General features: G+C 66.2%; 15 protein-coding genes. 4 read left to right on the forward strand and 11 right to left on the reverse strand.

The window, feature by feature from the left end:
- Positions 1–341 precede the first annotated feature (341 nt).
- The 6 genes from ACIBO2_RS11495 to ACIBO2_RS11520 form a co-directional block, all read right to left on the reverse strand.
- The gene (locus tag ACIBO2_RS11495; RefSeq protein ID WP_397296642.1) at positions 342–2,915 is read right to left on the reverse strand and encodes a valine--tRNA ligase; all 2,574 of its coding nucleotides are present in this window, start codon (positions 2,913–2,915) and stop codon (positions 342–344) included.
- Between the two features lie 73 nt (positions 2,916–2,988).
- Positions 2,989–4,272: an ATP-dependent Clp protease ATP-binding subunit ClpX gene (clpX, locus tag ACIBO2_RS11500; RefSeq protein WP_225292608.1), complete on the reverse strand. Its 1,284-nt coding sequence runs from the start codon at positions 4,270–4,272 to the stop codon at positions 2,989–2,991.
- Between the two features lie 174 nt (positions 4,273–4,446).
- Positions 4,447–5,070: an ATP-dependent Clp protease proteolytic subunit gene (locus ACIBO2_RS11505; RefSeq protein WP_214637437.1), complete on the reverse strand. Its 624-nt coding sequence runs from the start codon at positions 5,068–5,070 to the stop codon at positions 4,447–4,449.
- Positions 5,071–5,080: 10 nt separating this feature from the next.
- Positions 5,081–5,713 (reverse strand): ATP-dependent Clp protease proteolytic subunit, encoded by a 633-nt coding sequence (locus tag ACIBO2_RS11510; RefSeq protein WP_358556500.1) that lies wholly within the window; start codon positions 5,711–5,713, stop codon positions 5,081–5,083.
- 174 nt (positions 5,714–5,887) lie between these two features.
- Positions 5,888–7,273, reverse strand: a complete 1,386-nt coding sequence (gene tig, locus ACIBO2_RS11515; RefSeq protein ID WP_358556497.1) for a trigger factor — start codon at positions 7,271–7,273, stop codon at positions 5,888–5,890.
- A gap of 169 nt (positions 7,274–7,442) precedes the next feature.
- Positions 7,443–8,309 carry a helix-turn-helix transcriptional regulator gene (locus tag ACIBO2_RS11520; RefSeq protein ID WP_225292604.1) on the reverse strand — a complete coding sequence of 289 codons (867 nt, stop codon included), beginning with the start codon at positions 8,307–8,309 and terminating at the stop codon, positions 7,443–7,445.
- A gap of 248 nt (positions 8,310–8,557) precedes the next feature.
- On the opposite strand from ACIBO2_RS11520, the gene ACIBO2_RS11525 reads away from it, so the two are divergent.
- Positions 8,558–9,019: an ATP-binding protein gene (locus tag ACIBO2_RS11525; protein ID WP_357644731.1), complete on the forward strand. Its 462-nt coding sequence runs from the start codon at positions 8,558–8,560 to the stop codon at positions 9,017–9,019.
- 145 nt (positions 9,020–9,164) lie between these two features.
- Entirely contained in the window at positions 9,165–9,998 is an 834-nt protein-coding gene (locus tag ACIBO2_RS11530) for a M48 family metalloprotease (protein ID WP_358556494.1), read from the forward strand.
- A 6-nt stretch (positions 9,999–10,004) separates the two neighbouring features.
- Here ACIBO2_RS11530 and ACIBO2_RS11535 read toward each other — a convergent pair whose 3' ends face one another.
- The 4 genes from ACIBO2_RS11535 to ACIBO2_RS11550 all read right to left on the reverse strand — a co-directional run bounded on the left by ACIBO2_RS11535 (position 10,005) and on the right by ACIBO2_RS11550 (position 13,745).
- Positions 10,005–11,360: a M1 family metallopeptidase gene (locus tag ACIBO2_RS11535; RefSeq protein WP_358556491.1), complete on the reverse strand. Its 1,356-nt coding sequence runs from the start codon at positions 11,358–11,360 to the stop codon at positions 10,005–10,007.
- A gap of 62 nt (positions 11,361–11,422) precedes the next feature.
- Positions 11,423–12,163 (reverse strand): hypothetical protein, encoded by a 741-nt coding sequence (locus tag ACIBO2_RS11540; RefSeq protein WP_397296651.1) that lies wholly within the window; start codon positions 12,161–12,163, stop codon positions 11,423–11,425.
- On the reverse strand, positions 12,160–12,648 hold the full coding sequence (locus tag ACIBO2_RS11545) for a SigE family RNA polymerase sigma factor (RefSeq protein ID WP_358556485.1): 489 nt from the start codon (positions 12,646–12,648) through the stop codon (positions 12,160–12,162). The genes ACIBO2_RS11540 and ACIBO2_RS11545 overlap by 4 nt, the downstream gene beginning before the upstream one ends.
- A gap of 722 nt (positions 12,649–13,370) precedes the next feature.
- On the reverse strand, positions 13,371–13,745 hold the full coding sequence (locus ACIBO2_RS11550; RefSeq protein WP_358556482.1) for a hypothetical protein: 375 nt from the start codon (positions 13,743–13,745) through the stop codon (positions 13,371–13,373).
- A gap of 73 nt (positions 13,746–13,818) precedes the next feature.
- Here ACIBO2_RS11550 and ACIBO2_RS11555 point away from each other — a divergent pair, with 73 nt between their 5' ends.
- A complete protein-coding gene (locus ACIBO2_RS11555) occupies positions 13,819–14,379 on the forward strand; it encodes a hypothetical protein (RefSeq protein WP_397296655.1) in 561 nt (186 codons plus the stop codon).
- Between the two features lie 564 nt (positions 14,380–14,943).
- Here the strand turns inward: ACIBO2_RS11555 and ACIBO2_RS11560 are convergent.
- Positions 14,944–15,069, reverse strand: a complete 126-nt coding sequence (locus tag ACIBO2_RS11560) for a hypothetical protein (RefSeq protein WP_358556476.1) — start codon at positions 15,067–15,069, stop codon at positions 14,944–14,946.
- A gap of 329 nt (positions 15,070–15,398) precedes the next feature.
- Here ACIBO2_RS11560 and ACIBO2_RS11565 point away from each other — a divergent pair, with 329 nt between their 5' ends.
- The gene (locus tag ACIBO2_RS11565) at positions 15,399–22,046 is read left to right on the forward strand and encodes a DNRLRE domain-containing protein (RefSeq protein WP_397296658.1); all 6,648 of its coding nucleotides are present in this window, start codon (positions 15,399–15,401) and stop codon (positions 22,044–22,046) included.
- Positions 22,047–22,050 lie beyond the last annotated feature (4 nt).

Below are 22,050 nucleotides of genomic sequence, written 5' to 3' on the forward strand. Positions count from 1 at the left end.
ACGGGGTTGTGCATCATGCACTGGCTTTTAACACACTGTTGAGTTCTCAAGAAACGGACGCGTACTCCCCAACCTGCGAGAGGCGCACATTTCGTCTTCCCAAGTGTATCAGATCCGCCCGATCCTTGTCAAATCGGCCGATCCGGTACGTTCCGGGCAACCCTGCTAACTTACCTGAACTTCTGACTCATGTCCAATCACGCGCGGACACAGCCCGAAGTTCGGGAGAGATCACTGGGTTTTGCCGGGCTAACTTGCCCCGCGTTGAAGACTCTAGCAGTCCTGGTGCGGGGGAAGACCCAACTTCGGTAACGAATAGGTCTTCCCCCGGTGTGTCTCGCTCAAACACCCAAGCCGGCGAGCTGCGCCTCGAGCCGCACGATGTCGGCCGCCGACTGCTCTGCACGCCCCCTGACCTTGGCGACGACGTCCTCGGGCGCCTTGGCCATGAACTGCTCGTTGCCGAGCTTGGCGGCGACCTGGGCCGCCTCCTTGCGCGCGACCGCCAGATCCTTCTCCAGCCGCTTGCGTTCGGCCGCCACGTCGATGGCGCCGGCAGTGTCGATCTCCACGGTCACCCCGCCGACGGTGAAGCGGGCAGTGGCGGAAAAGGCGTCAGACGGTTCAGTGAGCCGCAGGAGTGAGCGGATGGCCCCTTCCTGCCCCGCGAGAGCCGTGCCGGTCAGTCCGAGCCGCGCGGCCACCTTCTGGCCGGGCTTCAGCCCCTGATCCGAACGGAACCTGCGCACCTCCGTCACCAGCTCCTGCAGGGCGACGATCTCCGCCTCGGCCGCCGGATCGGTCCGGGCGGCATCGACCTGCGGCCACGCTGCCACGGCGACGGACTCGCCGCCCGTGACGGCTCGCCACAGCTCCTCGGTCACGAACGGCACCAGCGGGTGCATCAGCCGCAGCAGCGTGTCGAGCACGTGACCCAGCACCAGCCGCGTGTGCTCCAGCCCCTCACCGAGCTGGATCTTGGCCAGCTCCAGGTACCAGTCGCAGACCTCGTCCCACGCGAAGTGGTAGAGCAGATCGGACGCCTTGGCGAACTCGAACTCCTCGAAGGCCGCGTCGGCCGTGGAGATCACGCTCTGGAGCCGCGACAGGATCCACCGGTCGGCCGCCGTCAGGTCCAGGCCGTCGAGGGGGCCGGTAGTCGCGCCGTTCATCAGCGCGAAGCGGGTGGCGTTCCAGATCTTGTTGCAGAAGTTGCGCGAGCCGCCCGCCCACTCCTCGCTCACCGCGACGTCGGCCCCGGGGTTGGCGCCGCGCAGCAGCGTGAAGCGCGTGGCGTCGGCGCCGAAGCGCTCGATCCAGTCGAGCGGGTCGACCACGTTGCCGAACGACTTGGACATCTTCTTGCCGTATTGGTCGCGGACCATGCCGTGCAGCGCGACCGTGCGGAAAGGCGGCTCGCCGTCCATGGCGTACAGGCCGAACATCATCATGCGCGCGACCCAGAAGAACAGGATGTCGTAGCCGGTGACCAGCACGGAGGTCGGGTAGAAGCGCGCGAGCTCCGGTGTCGCGTCCGGCCAGCCGAGCGTGGAGAACGGCCACAGGCCCGAGGAGAACCAGGTGTCGAGCACGTCGGCGTCCTGGACGTAGCCGGCGGGCGGATCCTGGTCGGGGCCAACGCACACGACCTCGCCGGCCGGGCCGTACCAGACCGGGATGCGATGCCCCCACCACAGCTGGCGCGAGATGCACCAGTCGTGCATGTCGTCGACCCAGTCGAAGTAGCGCTTGGCCAGCTCGGGCGGGTGGATGCGGGTGCGGCCGTCGCGCACCGCGTCGCCGGCGGCCTTGGCCAGCGGCGAGACGTTGACGAACCACTGCAGCGACAGTCTCGGCTCGACCACCGTCTTGCAGCGCGAGCAGTGGCCGACCGAGTGGACGTAGGGGCGCTTCTCGGCGACGATCCGGCCCTCGGCGCGCAGCGCGGCGACCACGGCGGGTCGTGCCTCGAACCGGTCGAGCCCCTCGAACGGTCCGTGCGCGGTGATCACGCCGCGCTCGTCCATGATGGTCAGCGACGGCAGCGAATGCCGACGGCCGATCTCGAAGTCGTTGGGGTCGTGGGCCGGCGTCACCTTGACCGCGCCGGTGCCGAAGGCCGGATCGACGTGCTCGTCGGCGACCACGGGGATCTGCCGGCCGGTGAACGGCACCTCGACGAGCGTGCCGACCAGGTGGGCGTAGCGCTCGTCGGAGGGGTGCACGGCCACGGCGGTGTCGCCGAGCATGGTCTCCGCGCGGGTGGTCGCCACCACGATCTCGTCGGAGTAGCGGATGGAGACGAGTTCGCCGTCGTCCTCGCTGTGTTCGACCTCGATGTCGGACAGCGCGGTGAGGCAGCGGGGGCACCAGTTGATGATGCGTTCAGCCCGGTAGATCAGGCCGTCGTCGAAGAGCCGCTTGAAGATGGTCTGGACGGCCCGCGAGAGGCCGGTGTCCATGGTGAAGCGCTCGCGCTCCCAGTCGACGCCGTCGCCGAGCTTGCGCATCTGGCCGAGGATCCGGCCGCCGGACTCCTCCTTCCACTGCCAGACGCGCTCCACGAACGCCTCACGCCCAAGGTCGTGGCGCGACAGGCCCTCCTTGGCCAGCTCGCGCTCGACGACGTTCTGGGTGGCGATGCCCGCGTGGTCCATGCCGGGCAGCCACAGCGTCTCGCGGCCCTGCATGCGGGCCCGGCGGGTGAGCGCGTCCTGGATGGAGTGGTCGAGCGCGTGCCCGATGTGCAGGACGCCGGTCACGTTGGGCGGGGGGAGGACGATGCTGTACGGCTCGCGCGGGCTGCCCGGGTCTGCGTGGAAATAGCCTTCGGATACCCAGCGCTCGTAGCTCCGGGTCTCGACGTCGGCCGGGGTGTACTGGGTGGGCAGCTCTGGCGTTGTCACAGTGACCAATTCTAGGGAGGTGGTGGAAAGCGAAACGCCCCAGGGAGTTCGTCTCCGCGGGGCGCTTGCCGTAAGGGAAGGATCAGGCGGACTTTTCCCGCGGCGTGCGCTGCTGTTTCGCGGCGAGCTGGTCGCGGGGTACGAGCGTCGGGATGGCGTGTTCGAGCACCGACTCGCGGGTGATGACCACCCGGGCGACGTCCTGGCGCGACGGCACCTCGTACATCACCGACTGGAGCACCTCTTCGAGGATGGCACGCAGGCCGCGCGCGCCGGTGCCGCGCAGGATCGCCTGGTCGGCGATGGCCTCGAGCGCGCCGTCGGTGAACTCCAGCTCCACGCCGTCGAGCTCGAGCAGCTTGCGGTATTGCTTGACCAGCGCGTTGCGCGGCTCGGTGAGGATCTGGATGAGCGCCTCGCGGTCGAGGTTGTGCACCGAGGTGATGACCGGCAGACGGCCGACGAACTCGGGGATCATGCCGAACTTCAACAGGTCCTCCGGCATCACGTCGGAGAAGATGTCGGCCATGTCGACTTCTTCCTTCGACCGGATGATGGCGTTGAAGCCGATGCCCTTCTTGCCGATGCGCGACTCGATGATCTTTTCCAGACCGGCGAAGGCGCCGCCACAGATGAACAGCACGTTCGTCGTGTCGATCTGGATGAACTCCTGGTGGGGGTGCTTACGCCCGCCCTGCGGCGGCACGCTCGCGGTCGTGCCCTCCAGGATCTTGAGCAGCGCCTGCTGGACGCCCTCACCGGAGACGTCGCGAGTGATCGACGGGTTCTCGCTCTTGCGAGCGATCTTGTCGACCTCGTCGATGTAGATGATGCCGGTCTCGGCCTTCTTGACGTCGTAGTCGGCGGCCTGGATGAGCTTGAGCAGGATGTTCTCGACATCCTCGCCGACGTAGCCCGCCTCGGTGAGCGCGGTGGCGTCGGCGATGGCGAAGGGCACGTTGAGCATCTTCGCCAGCGTCTGCGCAAGCAGCGTCTTGCCCGAGCCCGTGGGGCCGAGCAGCAGGATGTTGCTCTTGGCCAGCTCTAGACCGTCGTCTCTACCTCGGTCGCCGGACTGCACCCGCTTGTAGTGGTTGTAGACCGCCACCGAGAGCGCCTTCTTCGCCTTGTCCTGACCGATGACATAGGCGTCGAGGAACTCGTAGATCTCCCTCGGCTTGGGCAGGTTGTCCCACTTGAGCTCAGAGGACTCCGAGAGCTCCTCTTCGATGATCTCGTTGCAGAGATCGATGCACTCATCGCAGATGTAGACGCCTGGACCGGCAATGAGCTTCTTGACTTGCTTCTGGCTCTTCCCGCAGAAAGAGCACTTCAGCAGGTCTCCCCCGTCGCCGATGCGTGCCACCCCAGATACTCCTTTGCGTGGGACCGCCCTGCTCCCGCGATCCGTATCCTCCGGACCGGGTCCGAACCGCTCAGGTTTCGACGTTACCGTCTTCTGGGCCCTCAGTGAGCCCCCTGGCGGCGAGTCGCACCGGAACGTGCCCTATTGGGCAGCGCTCCGGTGCGTCACATCTCATCAGGAAGCGACGGCCTGAGCTCGTTTCTTCCGCGACGGGATGATGTCGTCGATCAGACCATACGCCTTTGCCTCGTCCGCGTTGAGAATTTTGTCGCGTTCGATGTCCTTTCGGACTTCCGCAGGGCGCTTTCCGGAGTGCTTCGCCACGATCTCCTCCAGGAGGGAGCGCATGCGAAGGATCTCGCGGGCCTGGATCTCGATGTCGCTTCCCTGGCCGCCGCCCTCGGTGGACGGCTGGTGGATGAGCACCCTGGCGTTGGGAAGCGCGAACCGCTTGCCGGGAGTCCCGCCGGCCAGCAGCACGGCCGCGGCGGAGGCGGCCTGCCCCAGGCAGACGGTCTGGATCTCCGGCCGGACGAACTGCATCGTGTCGTAAATCGCCGTCATGGCGGTGAAGGAGCCACCCGGCGAGTTGATGTAGATGCTGATGTCACGGTCGGGATCGAGCGACTCCAGCGTCAGCAGCTGAGCCATCACGTCGTTGGCCGACGCGTCGTCGATCTGCACTCCGAGGAAGATGATGCGGTCCTCGAAGAGCTTGTTGTACGGATTCATCTCCTTCACGCCATAGGACGTGCGTTCGACGAAGGAGGGGAGAACGTACCGGCTTTCGATGTTCACTTCAACTCCCCTAGGAGACGGCGCCTTGCGAGGGCACCTGCCTCGCGCTGCGCACGACGTTGTCGATGAAGCCGTAGTCCTTGGCCTCTTCGGCCGTGAACCAGCGGTCTCGATCGGAGTCGGCCTCGATCTGGTCGAGCGACTGGCCCGTGTGCTGCGCGATCCGCTCGGCCAGGGTCTTCTTCACGTAGAGCATCTGCTCCGCCTGGATGGCGATGTCGGCGGCGGTGCCGCCGATGCCACCGGACGGCTGGTGCATCATGATGCGCGCGTGGGGCAGCGCGTAGCGCTTGCCTCTCGCGCCCGCCGACAGCAGGAACTGCCCCATGGAGGCGGCCAGCCCCATGGCGACCGTGGCCACGTCGTTGGGCACATATTCCATCATGTCGTAGATGGCCATGCCGGCGGTCACCGACCCGCCAGGCGAGTTGATGTAGAGCCAGATGTCACGGTCGGGATCGTCGGCCGCGAGCAGCAACAGCTCGGCACAGATGCGGTTGGCGATCTCGTCGTTGACCTCCTGCCCCAGCACGATGATGCGCTCGCGCAGCAGGCGCTGGTAAAGCTGGTCCTCAAGCCGGAAGGACGAGCCGTTCTCACGGCCTCGCGACTCAGGCTGATAGAAGGTCGGCGGGCTGGTCACAGCGTCACCTTCCGATGCGTCGTAATCGATTGGCTTTGCTTGTGACCCTAACGCGCGGGGCACACAGCTCATGCCCGGTCCGCCTACTGTTCGCTGACGGCGCAGGTAAGGCCGCCCAGAGCAGCGCGAAGCCCCCGAACCGTCCGGATCGGGGGCTTGGTGCCGTTTCTGGGGCTAGGCGTCGGCCTTCTCCTCGGCCGCCGGCTCGTCGGCCGGCTCCTCGGTGGGCTCCTCGCCGTTGATCTCGGTGTAGATGGCCTTGAGGTCGACCTCGTTGCCGTCGGTGTCGACCACCTTGGCGGCGTCGCCGATGACGGACTTGGCCTTGTCACGGACGATCTCGACCATCGCCAGCGTCAGCTGGTCGTTGTCGGCCAGGTGCTGGGCCAGCTGGTTGGGCTGGACGCCCATCTCCATGGCGCGGCGGACGACGAAGTTGGTCAGCTCCTGCTCGGAGACGCCCAGGTCCTCGCTCTTGACGATCTTGTCGAGGACGAACCCGACCTTGATGGCCTTGGCGGAGCTGCTGTCGAACTCGGCGAAGCGCTCCTCCTCGGTCGTCTGGTAGAGGCGGAAGAAGGCATCGCGGCTGAGCCCGCTCTCGGCGATCTGGTGCTCGAGGTTGTGCTTGCGGGCGTCGACCTCGGCCTTGAGCGCGCTGTCGGGGATCGGCATCTCGATCTTGTCGAGCAGCGAGTCGAGGGCCTTCTCGCGGGCCTGGACGACCTGGTCGACCAGCTTGTTGCGGCGGGCCTGCTCGCGGATGCTGTCCTTCAGCTCGGCGAGCGTGTCGAACTCGCTGGCCAGCTGGGCGAACTCGTCGTCGAGCTCGGGCAGGACCTTCTCCTTGACCGTCTTGACGTTGATGATGACGTCGGCTTCCTCACCGGCGTTCTCACCACCGACCAGCTCGGTCTTGAAGGTCTTCTCGTCGCCCGCGGACATGCCCGCGAGGGCGTCGTCGAGACCCTGCAGCACGGAGCCGGCGCCGACCTCGTAGGAGACCTCGTTGGCCTGCTGCTCCTCGATGTTGGCACCGTCGATCTCGGCACGCAGGTCCATGACGACGAAGTCGCCGGCGGCGGCCGCGCGCTCGACGCCGGTCAGCGTGGCGAAGCGCTGGCGCAGCGCGTCGAGCTGGCCGTCGATGTCCGCGTCGGCGACCTCGGCGGAGTCGACCGTGACCTCGATGCCCGCGTATTCGGGGACCTCGAAGGCGGGCCGGACGTCGACTTCGGCGGTGAACTCGACCTGCTCGCCATCCTCGATCTTGGTGATCTCGATGTCGGGCTGGCTGACCGGGAAGAGGTCGACCTCGTCGACGGCCTGACCGTACAGCTTGGGCACCGCGTCGTTGAGAGTCTCCTCCAGCACCACCGCGCGGCCGAAGCGCTGCTCGATGATGCGGGCCGGAACCTTGCCAGGGCGGAACCCGGGGACGCGCACCTGCTGCGCGACCTTCTTGTACGCCGCATCCAGGCTCGGGCGCAGCTCTTCGAACGGCACCTCGACAGTGAGCTTCACCCTGGTCGGGCTGAGCTCCTCGACAGCGGTCTTCACGGGGTGGTCTCCTTGATCAAGCTTCGAGTGATCGCGGGCGCGTCCAGATTTGGTACGGCTCACGCGCCGCGCCCACATGAGCGGCGCTGGGCATGCTCCGCCTTGGCGGGATCCAAGCGCCGTTCGCCAGTCTAGGGTAGATGCGTACCCAACAACGACGTGACGACCCTCAGAACTCCTCGGCGATCACCCGCAGGAGCTCGATGGTCTCGTCCGGCGTCGTGCTGACGGCGCAGAGCCGCTCCATCACCTCGGTGTAGCGGTCGACGTCCTCGCGTTTGTCCAGGTAGAGGGCGCTGGCGAGTTGCTCGACGTACACCACGTCCGGCAGGTCGTGGTCGGGGAAGCGCAGGACGCTGAACGCGCCGCCCTCGGCGCTGTGGCCCCCGAAGCTGAACGGCATGACCTGGATGGTGATGTTGGGCTGGCGCATCAGATCGATGAGGTGCTCGAGCTGGGCTCGCATCACCTCGGCGCCGCCGATGGGGCGGCGCAGCGCGGCCTCGTCGATGACCGCCCAGAAGACCGGGCCGTCGGGCCGGTCGAACATGCGCTGGCGTTCGAGGCGGAGGTCCACCCTGCGGGCGATCTCCTCGGCGCCGATGCCGGCCGAGCCGGCCGTGACGACCGCCCGGGCGTATTCCTTGGTCTGTAACAACCCCGGAACGAACTGGACCTCGTAGGTCCTGATCCTGGCCGCGGCCTCTTCGAGGCCGACGTAGGCCTGGAACCACGTGGGCAGGATGTCGTTGAACCGGTGCCACCATCCGGGCTCGTTCGCCGTGGCCACCAGGTCGAGTACGGCTGCGCGCGCCTGGGTGTCCACCACCCCGTAAAGGGTCAGCAAATCAGCCACGTCGCGCTCCTTGAAGCCGACGCGTCCCAGCTCCATGCGGCTGATCTTGGATTCGGAGCCCCTGATGAGGTGGCCTGCCTCCTCGCGGGTGACGCCCTTCCCCTCCCTGAGCCTGCGCAGCTGGGAGCCCAGGAGGATGCGCAGCGCCGTAGGGCCGGAACCCGGCTGGTTCTGCGTCACTCTGCCTCCTATCAAGGTCCGCACACACAGTGACACCACATTGCCGGGTATGACAAGGTCTCAACCTGGTGTCCGATTCGGATACCCCTACCCGTAGCCGCTCATGCTGCTGCACATTGCACATGCACGTGCATTTGGGTCTTGCAGCGGCCGGGGATCGTGATCCATGATGGCCTAGTGCATATTGGGCCAAACATGCACGAACCCAGGAACAATCGGGAGGTATCGGCGGGATGGTGGAGGACCCTTTGGCCACTGCCGATTGCCTGCAGATCACCCGTGAAGTGGGGTTCGACAGCCTGTTGAGCTCGGGCAAGCCGTACACGACCTCGTGTCCGCTGCCCTTCCAGGCCGACTCCGTGAAGACCGCCAGGGACGTGACCCGTTCCACGTTACGCGGCTGGGGCCTGCCGGAGCTGGGCGATGACGCCGCGCTGGTCGTCTCCGAGTTGGTGACGAACGCGGTCAGGTACGCGATGTACGCGCGTGGCCGGCGGGAGATCCAGCTGCTGCTGATGCGGGTCGCCCCCCACGTGCTGCTGGCCGTGGCCGACCCGAGCGACAAGATCCCCACGCCCAAGGAGCCCGACTTCATCTCCGAGAACGGGCGCGGCCTTTATATAGTCGAGACCTACAGCCAATGCTGGGGCTGGGACCCGCTGGCTCGGGGCGGCAAAGCCGTGTGGGCCCTCTTCCGTACCGACTCCTGATTTATTACTCTTTCTTGGAGTGAAGGGGAGTACCTCCGAACACGCCTGATCGTCATGACGGCCCGCGCGGCCCGGTCAGGTGGGCCCTGTGTGGCGAGGGAGACCTTCCGGCCCAACGTCGTCGGCTGGAGGTTCCAAGGTGCGCATGCTCATCCCCATGGCCCTGCTCGCGGCCATCTACTCCGCCGTTCTGGCCGGTCTGGTCCTGATCGGGATTCCGGTCCTGTACGTCGCCCTCGGGGCGGCCCTCATCCTGCTCGTGCAGTGGTGGTACACCGAGGTACTGGCGCGGCGGATGACCCGGGCCCGGTACGTCACGGCCGAGCAGGAGCCCGAACTGCATGCCGTACTCGATCGGCTCTGCGCGCTGAGCGACGTGGCCAAGCCGCGGCTGGCGATCAGCCCCTCTCCCGCCCCGAACGCCTACACGGTCGGCCGCTCGCGGCGCAGCGCGACGATCATCGTCACCGAAGGGCTGCGCGCCCGCCTGGAGGCCGACGAGCTGACGGCGGTGCTCGCCCACGAGATCGCGCACATCCAGCACCGGGACGTGGCGGTGATGACGCTGGCGAGCTCGTTCGCGATCGCGCTGGCGGCGTTCGCCAAGGGCACAGGGCGAGCCGCGGTGGAGGCTCCGGGGCTGTTCTTCGAGGAGTTCCCCTTCGGGCTGTTCGTCGGGCTGGCGATCCTGACGGGCGGGGCCGCCGCGGGGCTGGCCAGTTACCTCGCGCACCTGCCGCTGCGCTGGCTCAGCCGCTCCAGGGAGCTGGCCGCCGACCGCGCCGCCGCCGACCTGCTCGGCCAGCCGGGACTGCTCGCCTCGGCGCTGCTCAAGGTGCACGCGGAGGACGGCATCCCGCTGACCGACCTGCGGCGCGGGGTGCCGGCGTTGGGGCTGGTGGCCTGCCGTACGAAGAAGGGCTCCCTGATGGCCACGCACCCGCACGTGCACGTACGGGTGCGGCGGCTCATGGGGTAGTTCCTATTACTGGGCGGTCGGCGTGGTCGGCGAGTCGAGCCAGTCGTCGACCAGGGCGGTGAAGTCGTCGCCCGTCCGCTCGTTCAGCCACCTCACGAACGATGCCCGGTCCTGCGTGGTCCCCTTGTGCTCCTGCACCCAGGCACGCAGGGTCGCGAAGAACCGCTCGTCCCCGAGCCGCTTGCGGATCTCGTGCAGCATCACCGCGGGACCGTAGTACACGTTGCTCGCCCCGAACGCGCTCGCCTGGTAATGCCCGGGCGGCCCGAACTGGTTGCGCAGCCTCCCGTCGAGCGCCCGAGCGTCTTTGAGGTAGCTCTCCAGCTTCGAGCCGCCGTGCTCGGCGTACCACGCCCACTCGAAGTACATCGCGAAGCCCTCGTTCAGCCAGACGTCTCGCCAGGTCCGAGGCGTGACCGCGTCGCCGAACCACTGGTGCGCCATCTCGTGCGCCACCACGTTGGCGGTGAGGAATTCGGGGGCCAGCGTCACCATCTGCTGGGTCTCCATCCCAGAGTCGCTGGTGACGACCACACCCGCGCTGTTGAAGGGGTAGGGACCCAGCCGCTTCTCCAGCCAGCGCAGGATCGCCGGCGTCTGCCGTACGACGGGGAGGTACTCCTTCCGGTCACCCCGGCGCAGCCAGTACGTGATCGGGATCCCGCGCGGCCCCTTGGCGTCGAAGCGCTGGTAGCGGTCGACGGCGAGCAGCGTGACGTAACTGGCCACCGACTCGGTCGACCGCCAGAGGTAGGTGTTCCCCTTACGGCCTTCGAAGCGTCCGTGCGCCACCGCGGCCCACCCGCGCGGCACTGTGACCGCCACGTCGTAGCGAGCTTCGTCGGACGGGTGGTCGTTCACGGGGAACCAGGTGAAGGCCCCGTACGGCTCCTGCAGCGCCCATGCCGACCCGTCGGCGGCCGAGCGCAAGCCGAGCTTGCTCGTGTCCGATCGGTACTGCCCCGTGCGTACAGGCTTGGGAACCCCGTGATAGCGGACGGACACCTCGACCCGCTTGCCCGCCGCCACCGGCGAACCCAGTGGAATGACCAGGCGGTCGCCCGGGTGCCGGGCCTTGACCGTCTTCCCGGCGACCGTCACCCCGTCCACGCGCAACGCGCGGCCGAAGTCGAGCGAGATCTTGTCCAGCTTCTTGACGGCTCTGACGGTGAGCCGGGCCGTACCGGTGAGCAGGCGCTTGGACGGCTTCCAGTCCAGCTTCAGCCCGTAGTGGAGAACGTCGATCGCGGGGTTGCCGTAGGCGGGGTAGACCGGGTCCGCCACCGGCTCCGAGAGCCCCTTGTCGGGAGCGCCCGGCACGGCTACCGCCGCGGTGAGTAAGAGGGAAATGATCGAATGCACCGCGCCACGGTAGTACGTCATGCTTTATGGCGATATAGAACTCCTGGTAAGCGTCATTTCCCTCAGCTCTTGTCGTAGACCCCGGCGGACCACGTTCCAGGCCTGGCTCCCAGGTCGGCGGCCAATTCCAGGGCGACGTCGTACCTGATCAGCTCCTGGGCCGCGTACCTGCCGTTGCAGGTCCCCTTCCGCTTGTCGGGCACGGCGCAACCGTCCAGTGACGCCTGTCCGATGAGCTCGGTGGGAGGGAAGACCCATACGCGGATGGACTGGCGTCCGTTCAACCATCCGGAGGGAAGCGACCGCCGGTTGTAGGTGTGCCGGGCCGTGCCGCCCTGGCACCGGCTGACCTGCCCCGCGCGGCTGCCCCTGACGGCCGTGACCACCCACGACCGCGGGTTCGCACAGATGACGGCCACGGTGGTGGCGTGGCTGGTCGGCTTGATCTGGAGGTCATGTCCGGTCGCGGACATCGAGTTCATCACAGCCGCGACCCTGGTCAGGCCGTCCAGAGTGGCCGGCGGATCGGGCACGCGCGCCGGTAGCGCGGAGGCCGCGCTCGACGGGCCGGCCGACGTGACGAACTGGGCCGCCGGTGCGGGCGCCAGGGGCGTCACCGCCCCCGGCAGCACCCACACCACGGCGGTCGCGGCGGCCCCCGCCAGCACCGCGCCCACGCTCCACCGGGCGAACCGGCCGCGCCTGCCTCTCCGTACGATCTCGGCCACGTCCATGTCCCCTCCGGGTCCGTACGTCGTACGCTCGGCGAGCAGCTCGCGCAGGTCGTCTTCGGTATGGTTCATTGCTCCACCTCCATCAGCTGGATCGTCGGATGCACCCGCAGCCGCGTCAGCGCCCGCCCGAGCTGGGTCTTCACCGTGCCCAGAGAGCAGCCGAGCACGTCGGCGCACTGCGGCAGCGTCAGGTCCTCGAAGTAGTGCAGGACGATGACCGCCCGCTGACGGTCCGACAGCCCTCTGATCGCCGTCCAGAGCGCGTCCTTCTCACCGAGCTCGCGGGCGAAGTCGCCGCGGGCGGTCGCGTCGGGGAGCGACTCGGTGGGCACCTCGCCGCGCCATCGTCTGCGCCACCAGGAGGCGTGCGTGTTGGTCAGGATGCGGTAGACGTACGGGTCGGGATCGCCCTTGATGCGGCGCCACGCCTGCCATGCCCTGGCCAGCGTGGTCTGCACCAGGTCATCAGCTGTGCTCCAGTCGCCCGTGAGCACGTAGGCGATACGGCGCAGCCGACCCGACCGGGCTGTCACATACTCCGCGAATCCATCCATCACCGGTCATTACTCTCTGGGGGCCTGAACCGGATGACAGCCGCGGCAGGGATTTCTGGCCGCGCCTCCAATATTCGTGGCCATCCCGGCTCCCAGGGCGGAGGCGGCCGACTACCAGGCGTCTACACGGATTGGTGCTGACGAGTGCCGGTCACCAAAATTGGTAGATCTTTCTACACATAGTTCCCCTTATATGACTTTTCCGACATCGCCTTGACCTGGTCTTTCACTCTCGACAGAGTCCCCCGCCGCCTCTTTAGAGGCACTTGACCTGCGGAAACGGCAAGGTACTCTCGCCCTACCACAAGCTTCCGGTTTAGCCACAGCAGTCCATAGTCATAACTCTTGTCAGGATCTGTATGGGTAAATCCGGCCTCGTCCCGGAGGTCCCACACTTCCATGACGCACCAAACTGCCCCGACCGCTCCACAGGCAGCCGATGACCACGCGAGCCAATCGGCGGGCCGGCCCTCTCAGCTGCCGCCTTCGGACACCGAAGGCCGCCAGGACTCTCATGGGAACCACCAGGGCACTCAGGAGAAGCCGACCGGGCCAACGAGCCCCGACCAAGACGGCACCAGCCGAAACGGCTCCCACCAGGAGGGCGTCGATTTGTCACCGACAGCGACCCGTCCTGCGCCTGAACCAACCCGGGCCTCGGACACGCCGCCATCCGCGACCGCACCGGCGCCGTCCTCCGACACACCCACGACCGCCGCCCCTCAGCCAACCTCCGACGCACCCACAGCCACCTCGACATCCGACACGCCTTCCCCCACGCCCACCCCCACTGCGTCGGACTCGTCCTCCCCCACTGCCACCCCTACGCCGTCTGACTCACCGTCATCCACCCCCACCGCGTTCGATTCGTCATCAGCCACCCCCACCGCCACAACATCCGACTCGCCCTCGTCCACGAGTACCGCCACGACGTCCGCCTCGCCATCAGCCGCGGCCACCTCCGAAGCCGAGCCGACCGCCACCTCCACCGATGCGACGACCACCACTTCGTCCTCGCCCGCACCAACCACACCCTCCACAACCGAGCTCGCCGTTGCGGAGGACACCGCTGCCACGCCGACGACGTCCAGCACCATGGCTCAAACAGCCCTCCCCACACACCTCAACGCCGCGATCACCAACCCACTGCCGAGCTTGTCGACTCCAACGATGATCACCTCGGCCGTGGTGGTCGTGGCGGCCCTGCTGGCTGTGCTCGCAGTGCTCGTGGCCAAGGCCCGCCGCGGGACCCGCTTGGCCACCGCCGGATACGCGGAACCCATCCCATTCACGCCCGACCCTGACCACAGCACCGCCGAGCCCGACGAGGGCGACCAGTGGAGGCGGCAACTCCTGGAAGCCATCGAGGCCGCCGCCTCCGACCAACAGGAAAATGTTCTACCCGGCGCACCCTACGGACAGGAGGACCCGCGACCCGAGACCAGTTCGCCCAGACTCGGCTCCGGCACGGACCCTCAGGAGACCGCCGCCTGGACTCCGCCCTTCGAGCCCCTCAATCCCCCCGGCCCCCTGGAGTCGCTCTTCAACTCCGAACCAAGCAATAGCGTCGTCAACCTCCCGGAGGCCTCCCCGTTCGACCCCTTCGCCCCGGCCGAGAGCGACCCCGAGTCGGATTACCACGGACGCAGGCGGCGCAGCGAACACCCCGCCACCGATGAGGGTGCCGACGACGACACCCCGCCGGGAGACAGCGGCCACTCCACCCCGTAGCCGGCGGCGAAGGCGCCCAGCCGGGACACCCGCGCTGGGCGGCCACCGCCTGCTCGACGATCGGGAATACGTCAGCGCTGCCCCTCCGATGCCTCCGTGCGCGGCTGTGCCGCGCTCAGTACGCGCCAGAGGGGACACGAAGCCCGGAGCCCCACGAGGACCCTCACGCTGCCCGCAAGATACGTGAACGTCCTGCTGGAGCTGCGGGCCGCATGGATCAGTTAGCAAGGAGACTCATGGTCGGAGCACGGTCCGGTGTTCGTGTCCGCCGCAGGGGGGGTGAGGTGCCTCGCGGATTCCGGACAGTCGGCCGCGGTAGGCGATCGCCTCGGGGATGCACGCCTTTCACGTCGGCGGCGCGTTGGTGCAGCCGACGCGCGTGGTCGCCTTCCTCGGACGACAGGAGCCACGAGATCCGGCCCGTGTCCAGGTCCACCGCTGAGCACGCGCATGCCTAACACAGCCGCTTGGTCATGCACCGCCGCTGCCACCGCGCCGACCGTAGGTATGGCCCTATACCAGGCTCAATGAAGTTGCCGAGATTTGCCCCGTTCGGCATGGCTTCTAGTGGCTTCGTGCTCGCTCGCCAACTACGGCCAGGGTGTGCAGTCGATCCCACGCCCGCAGATACTTTGCGATCTCGGTGGGGTCGGTGATCGTCAGGTAGCCGGAGACCAGCTCTACGGTCACCGATTCCCCGTCGGTGACGTCGGACGACGAACCTTGCGAGGGATGATGCCGAGGGATACCGATGGCCGACGCATCGTTCGGCGGCTCGCCTGGAGACGATGACGATCTTGGTTAAGTTGATCTTTTTTTATAGATCCTTTACTGCTATCTTCTGTCCTAAATGTCAGCTATTCGGGTGTTCCGCGCTGTCCAATGCGGAACACACACATGCCTACAGGCAGGAGAGCGCACCTAGTGACGCAAGACTTAGCGTGACGCAAGACTTAGCGAGAAGTGGCTTAGCCCATCTATCGAATGGGAAGCAGGTGCGAGGACCCCTCGCACGGGCGGTGACCGCCGGCATCGCGACCGCTATGGTCGTCAGCCTCACCTCCTCCCCCGCGTGGGCCGACGAGCCGACACCCGCACGCAACCCGGCCAAGACCGAAACTGCTGCTTCCAAGGGCGACGCCACCCCGACCGTCGACGAGATCATCGAAGCTGCCAAGAAGAAGGCCAGCAAGTCCGGCAAGCGCGTCGAGATCCCGGAGCGCGATACCGAGACGACGACGCTGTTCGCCAACCCCGATGGTAAAACCCTGCGTATGGAGATGCACACGCAGCCCATCCGGGTAAAGAAGTCCAGTGGAGACGGTTTCACGCCGATCGACACCACGCTGGTCGAGAAGAACGGTGCCATCAAGCCCAAAACTGTCAAGGGTGACCTGACCCTGTCAGCGGGCAACGACACACTCGTGGCGAAAAGCAAGGATGCCCAGGGCACAGCGGAGATCTCTGCGCCGAAGAAGCTGCCTGTGCCTACACTCGATGGCAGCAGCGCTACCTACCCTTCGTTATACGGCGACGGTATCGATCTCGTGGTCACCGCCACTCCTAATGGTTTTCGGCAGAAGATCGTCCTTCGCAAGCGAGTCACGGGACCGGTCAGCTTCCGAGTCCGGGCGACGCCGCCGAAGGGTAAGACCCTTACCAGTGACGCCTCTGGCCAACCGGTGCTGCTCGCCGAGGACGGCAAGACCAAGACGGCACTGCCTTCCGCCCTGCTGCTGGACGCCGTGGCTGCAGACCCGAACGGCGCGGTCGACGCCGGAAGGGTTGGTAAGGCGACCGTCAGTGTGGAAGCGGACAATGAGACCCTGGTCTACGCCCCAGACAACGCGTTCCTCGCCGACACCACCGTCGCCTACCCGGTGACGCTGGCCGCACTCGACAGCGACTGGTGGGAGCCGGAACTCGGGAACGACACCTTCGTCAACAACAAGGACTATCCAGACGGCTACGCCAACAGCGGCCTGGACCGCCTCCTTGTCGGGAAGTCCAATTCTGGCACCGTCCGCTGGCGCGGCTATATCCGCTTCGCCGAGATCCCGGAGGACTCCCCACTGCGGGGCGGGACGGTCGACAACGCCGACCTAGTCCTGTGGAACTACCTGTCCAACGACTGCGGCCTGTACGTCGGATCGGGAATCACTGCCTACCGCGTCACCTCACGTTGGGACGTCTCAACGCTCACGTGGAGCAACCAGCCTCCGGTTACCACAGAAGGGGCCGACACGGAGTACGGCGCCTACAGCACCGACTGCACCGGCTCCATGAACTACGCCAACGATCTCATCCACTCAGTGGACGACATCGTGCAGGCGTGGGCGGGGGGAGAGCCCAACTACGGTTTCCAGCTCACTGCGGGAAGCGAGTCCGACCTGACCAACTGGCGCAGGTACCGGTCGAAGGAACAGACCGACGGCTACCCCGCGCACGGTCCACAGCTCACGGTGGACTTCACGCCCCCAGTGACTACGCGGACGCTCCTGTACTGGTCGGAAAGCGGTCCCGCGCGGAGGTCCGCTCCTTCTCCTCAAGAGGCGCTATCGCTGGCTCAGGGCTATTACCCCAATGTGCCGGATCTCCCCGCGCTCACCGATGACGAGGCCGTCCAACTGGAGACCGAGCGCGGCAGTCCATACCTAGTCGGGCCCGAGCAACTCCAGCCGCTGGAGGGCGAGGACTGGAGCCAGCCGGATCCGTTGGGGGACGAGAGGGCGCCCCGGGTGACCAGCGTCACCCCGGTTGAGGGAACGACCGATGCGCCCGCCTCCACCAAGGTGACGGCCACGTTCGACGAGCCCGTCACCGGCGCAGTGATCTCGGTTGAGGACCCGACCGGCTCTTCGGTGCCGGGCACGGCCGAGATGGACGCCACCGGCAAGACGCTGACGTTCGCCCCCGAGCAGCACCTGAAGGTCGGCGCAGCGTATAAGGCCGAGGTTCGCGACGCGAGGGACGCCTCCTCCAATCGAATGGACGACTACCCGTGGTCCTTCTCCATCGGCGGCCTGGCGGCGAGCTGGACGTTCGAGGAGGGAATGGGTACGTCCACCTCCGACTCCTCAGGTAACGGCCACACGGCGACGCTGAACAAGACAGCGTCCTGGATAGCCGGGAGGAGCGGAAACGCCATTTCGAACGCACCCACCCAGGCGCTCGACACCGCCTCGAAGAAGGCCGCACGCCAAGGAAAGGCCATCGAAGTCACCGACGCGACGTCCGCCACCAGCGTCACGTACGCGATGCCGGACGGATCGTTCAAGACGGAGATCACGGCAGGTCCGGTACGGACCAGGCGCGGCGGCGCATGGGTACCCATCGACACCACGCTGACGGCCCAGGACGGCAGATTGACACCGAAAGTGATCGCCGATGGTGTGGCGGTTGAGCTATCTGCCGGTGGCACGGATGCGTTTGTCAAAATGACAGCCGATGGGAAGTCCTACGCGCTGCGCTGGCCGACGCCGCTGCCCAAGCCGACCATCAAGGGAAGCGTTGCCACCTACACTGATGCCGCCGGTGTAGGTGCTGACCTGGTGGTCGCCGTCTTGCCGACCGGGTTCCGGCATGATGTGCTGCTGCGCCAGCGGCCCGCCAAGCCGCTGGAACTGCGGATCGGCGTCGAAGACGATGGTCTGACCCTGACCGAGGGCAAGGGCGGACGGCTACTACTGAAAGGAAAGGACAACAAGCTTCTTGCTTCGGCCCCGCAACCGCTCATGTGGGACGGCAGCGCCGAGGGCCGTCTCCCGCTAGCCAAACACGCCAAGGTCACCACTGAGGTCGTCACCAAGGACGGCCGGACAGAACTCGTGCTCAAGCCAGACTACCGATTCCTGTCCGACCCTGCCACCACCTACCCCGTGCGGGTGGATCCGACAACGACGCTGCCATTCAACACCGACATCGAGGTGAACTCCGACAGCGACGCAGACTTCCCCGCCGACCCGACCGGCCAGTACCTGCAGGTCGGCACGCGGGCTGGCGGCTACAAGTACCGGGTGCACCTGAAGTTCGACACAGCGACCCTGCCCGGCTCGACGGTCACCGACGCCAAGCTGTCGATGAACACTATCGAGGCCCCCAGCTGTGGTGCCACGGTCAGCACGGGCATCCAGGTCGCCCGCCTGACTAGCGCCTGGGATCCGGACAACGTGCACTGGGTCAACAAGCCCACGCTTACCACCGAGGACGCCTCGACCAACACCAAGGGCGTCAACCAGGAGTGCGCGACCTGGCCGGACTCGATGGAGTGGAATGTCACCGGCATCGCCCAGGACTGGGCCGCCGGAGTCGCCAACCACGGCCTGGTGCTGAAATCGCCCGGCGAGAACAACGTCAACAACTACCGGGTGTTCACCGCCTCCGAAGACACCGACTTCAACGTTCCGCCGAAGCTGACCATCACCAGTTCTGGCCCGGCATCCGCGCCGACCGTCAGCGGACCGGCCATCACCCCGGCTCAGAATGTCAATGGCGCCACGGTGACCAGTTCGCTCACCCCGCAGTTGGCCGCCACCGTCGCTGACACCACCGCGGGCGCGCTGACCGGCCAGTTCGAGGTGGAGCATGATCCTTCCGCGTCCGGGCAAGGCGCTGGCCAGATTTGGACCGGCACCTCGGCCGCGGCCGCCTCTGGCAGCCAGGCCATGGTGGCCCTCCCGACGGGAAAGCTTGCCGATGGTTGGAAGATCCGCTGGCGGGTCCGTGCTGCCAATGCAGCTGCCGGGACTACCTCGGCATGGTCAGGCTGGCAGATCGCGACGGTGGACGTGCCGAACCCAACCGTCGGCCTGTTCCAAACCACGCCGTCGCAGGTAGTTGACGGTCAGATGGTCGCCAGCAGTCTGACGCCTGCCTTGCACACCACCGTGACCGACCCGGCCGCGCAGCCGGTGCGGGCCGAGTTCGAAGTCGAGCATGACCCGGCCGCCACCGGACAAGGCACTGGTCAAATCTGGACGGGCGGCGTGGACAACGTCGCTTCCGGGAGCCAGGCCAGCCTCGCCATTCCCAGCGGCAAACTGACCGACGGGTGGAAAATCCGCTGGCGTGCCCGCGCTGTTAATACGGGCACCACGGTCAGCTCGCCGTGGTCGGAGTGGCAAAGCCTGACGATCGACGTTCCCGACCCGGTCTCCCAGCCGGCGGTGACGGCACTGCAGGTCAATCCGTCCCAGGTAGTCGACGGTAAGATCGTTACGAGCACACTTACCCCGAGCCTGCTGGGGCAGGTCACTGACGCGGCTGAGGGCATGCTGCGGGCCGAGTTCGAAGTCGAGCATGACCCGGCCGCCACCGGACAAGGCACTGGTCAAATCTGGACGGGCGGCGTGGACAACGTCGCTTCCGGGAGCCAGGCCAGCCTCGCCATTCCCAGCGGCAAACTGACCGACGGGTGGAAAATCCGCTGGCGCGCCCGCGCTGTCTCGGCCACGGCAGCATCAGCCTGGTCGGACTGGCGACAGTTGGATGTCAGTCTGCCCAAGCCGACCGTTGGTGGGCTGGGACTCGAGCCGTCTGCCGTGGTTGACGGCAAGACCCTGGTCACCAGTCTGACCCCGACGGTGAAGGCCATCGTGACGAACCCGGCCGGGCAACCCGTCCGGGCCGAATTCGAGTTTGAGCATGACCCCGCGACGACCGAGCAGGGCAGCGGCCAAATCTGGACCGGCGGCGTCGACAACGTCGCTACTGGCACCCAGGCGAGCATCACCCTCCCTGACGGGAAGCTCGCCAACGGGTGGAAGATACGCTGGCGTGCTCGCGCCGTGGCGGCGGCGTCCACCTCCGCCTGGTCGGACTGGCAGACGGCCACGGTTGACCTAGTCGAGCCAGGCGAGGAACCACTCGCGACCACGGATGGCTCGGTGATTCACACCGACCAGAGCTTCACCGTCGCCGCGTGGCTACGGTGGGCCGACAAGGATGGCGACTACAGCGTCCTCGAACAGAAGGGCACCCACCAGGCCCCCTTCCGCCTCGGCAACACCTCTGACCATGGGCTGGTCTTCACGTTGACCAGCGCTGACAGCCCGGATGCGACGAGCGAGGGCGCGCTGTCCGACGTCAAACCGCCACTCAACGAATGGTTCCACCTCGTGGGCGCCTACGACGCCACTACCAAGACGGCTTCGTTGTATCTCAACGGCCAGCTCATCAAGACAACCCCGATCAGCTTCTCCGCCTGGCGCAGTGGCTCGGCGCTGAGCCTGGGCGCCAGCATGCGCGGCGATCTCGACGACACTCGCGCCTACCAGCAGGCGCTGACCGCTGAACAGGTAGGCGAGCTGGTGAATCCGCAATCCACCGACACAAGCGCCAAGAGCGCGAAAGCCGAAGCCCATGTTCCCACGGCCCAAGCCGCAGCTGACTTCAACTATGAGCACATGACGCTCGAACAGTGTGAGGCCGAACGTGACGCCCGGGTCGGGGAGAGCGGCACCTGGAACACCGGCAGGGGATGGGACAAGCTCGCGCCGTATGGCGGCTGCTGGAGCCGACATATGCTGTTCGTCATCCACGAGAAGACCGAGAAGTATCAAAAGTCATGTAACTGCAAGGTCTCAGTGGAGAATGTCGACGAATTCCTTAACTTCGATATGACGGTAGTCATGCACACCTACCTCGGCGACAGCACCGGGACCGCGGTCATAGGCGGGGCCGGGAGCGGCAGAGGACCCCGCGACATCAAGGTGTGGACCAGGGTAAACAATTTCTGGACCGAGGATGACGACTTCTTTGACGCCCTTCTCGGCCTGGACAACACCGACCCTGAGGAACTCGACAACACACTCAAGCTCGAGCTTGAGGTCACCGGTGGATCAACAGCGTGTTCGACCATCTACTCCTCCGGCGACAACGGCGGGCTCACGCGTACCGCGAGAATGAAAAAATGGATAGATGACGGAGACGATGTCTTCATCTTCCATTCACAGAACGGAAGCCCAAGCCGTTGCACCATCATGCCCTGGTTCATCTACAACAACCCGCTGATGCCAGGAAATCACGACCAGCAAGTGGTCGCGGGATGGGGCGAAGGCACCTGGCTGACCACGGGAAATCAAAAGCTGCGGGACAGTGCGCCGAGGGCACGCTGCGACAACATCCCGATGGGATCTGTGGCCGGAAATTACCATGGTGGTTGCGTTTTCTACGGTTCCAGCCGCGTTTATCGCATGTCGACCTCTAATTTCAATAACGGCGCCGTGGCCAGGCATATCAACACGGCATTCACCAGGCCGCAAGACACCGTGCCGTTTAAAACCGATGGCCCCAAGCACATCCCAGGAAACTGGAACGCCAGCCACTCCACCCCGGAAGGAAAAGCCCTAGAACGTATCTACACCAACACGCAGAGGTATAGGCAGAATGTCGCGGCGAAGGACACCGTTTGCGATGAGTTCTTCGACGACCGTCCGCGGAAGAAGACTGGAGAGATGGACGAATCGAGGTGGGAACAATGCGATGAATTCCCGTTCGCGTCCACGAAGCAAGGAGCCGGGTTCGACCATCCCGACTACGGCAAGAACAATTTCTCCGTGTACAGCGTTCTAGGTAGCCAGAACACGAGCGCTGGAAATGACCTCGGCATCTTCTACGCGAGATATCGTGTCTTGTCCAGCAACCAGTTCTGGGTTGCCATTCAGTGACAGA

Origin of the sequence: Nonomuraea sp. NPDC050022 (genome assembly GCF_044460705.1) — a bacterium.
Taxonomy (GTDB): Bacteria; Actinomycetota; Actinomycetes; order Streptosporangiales; family Streptosporangiaceae; genus Nonomuraea.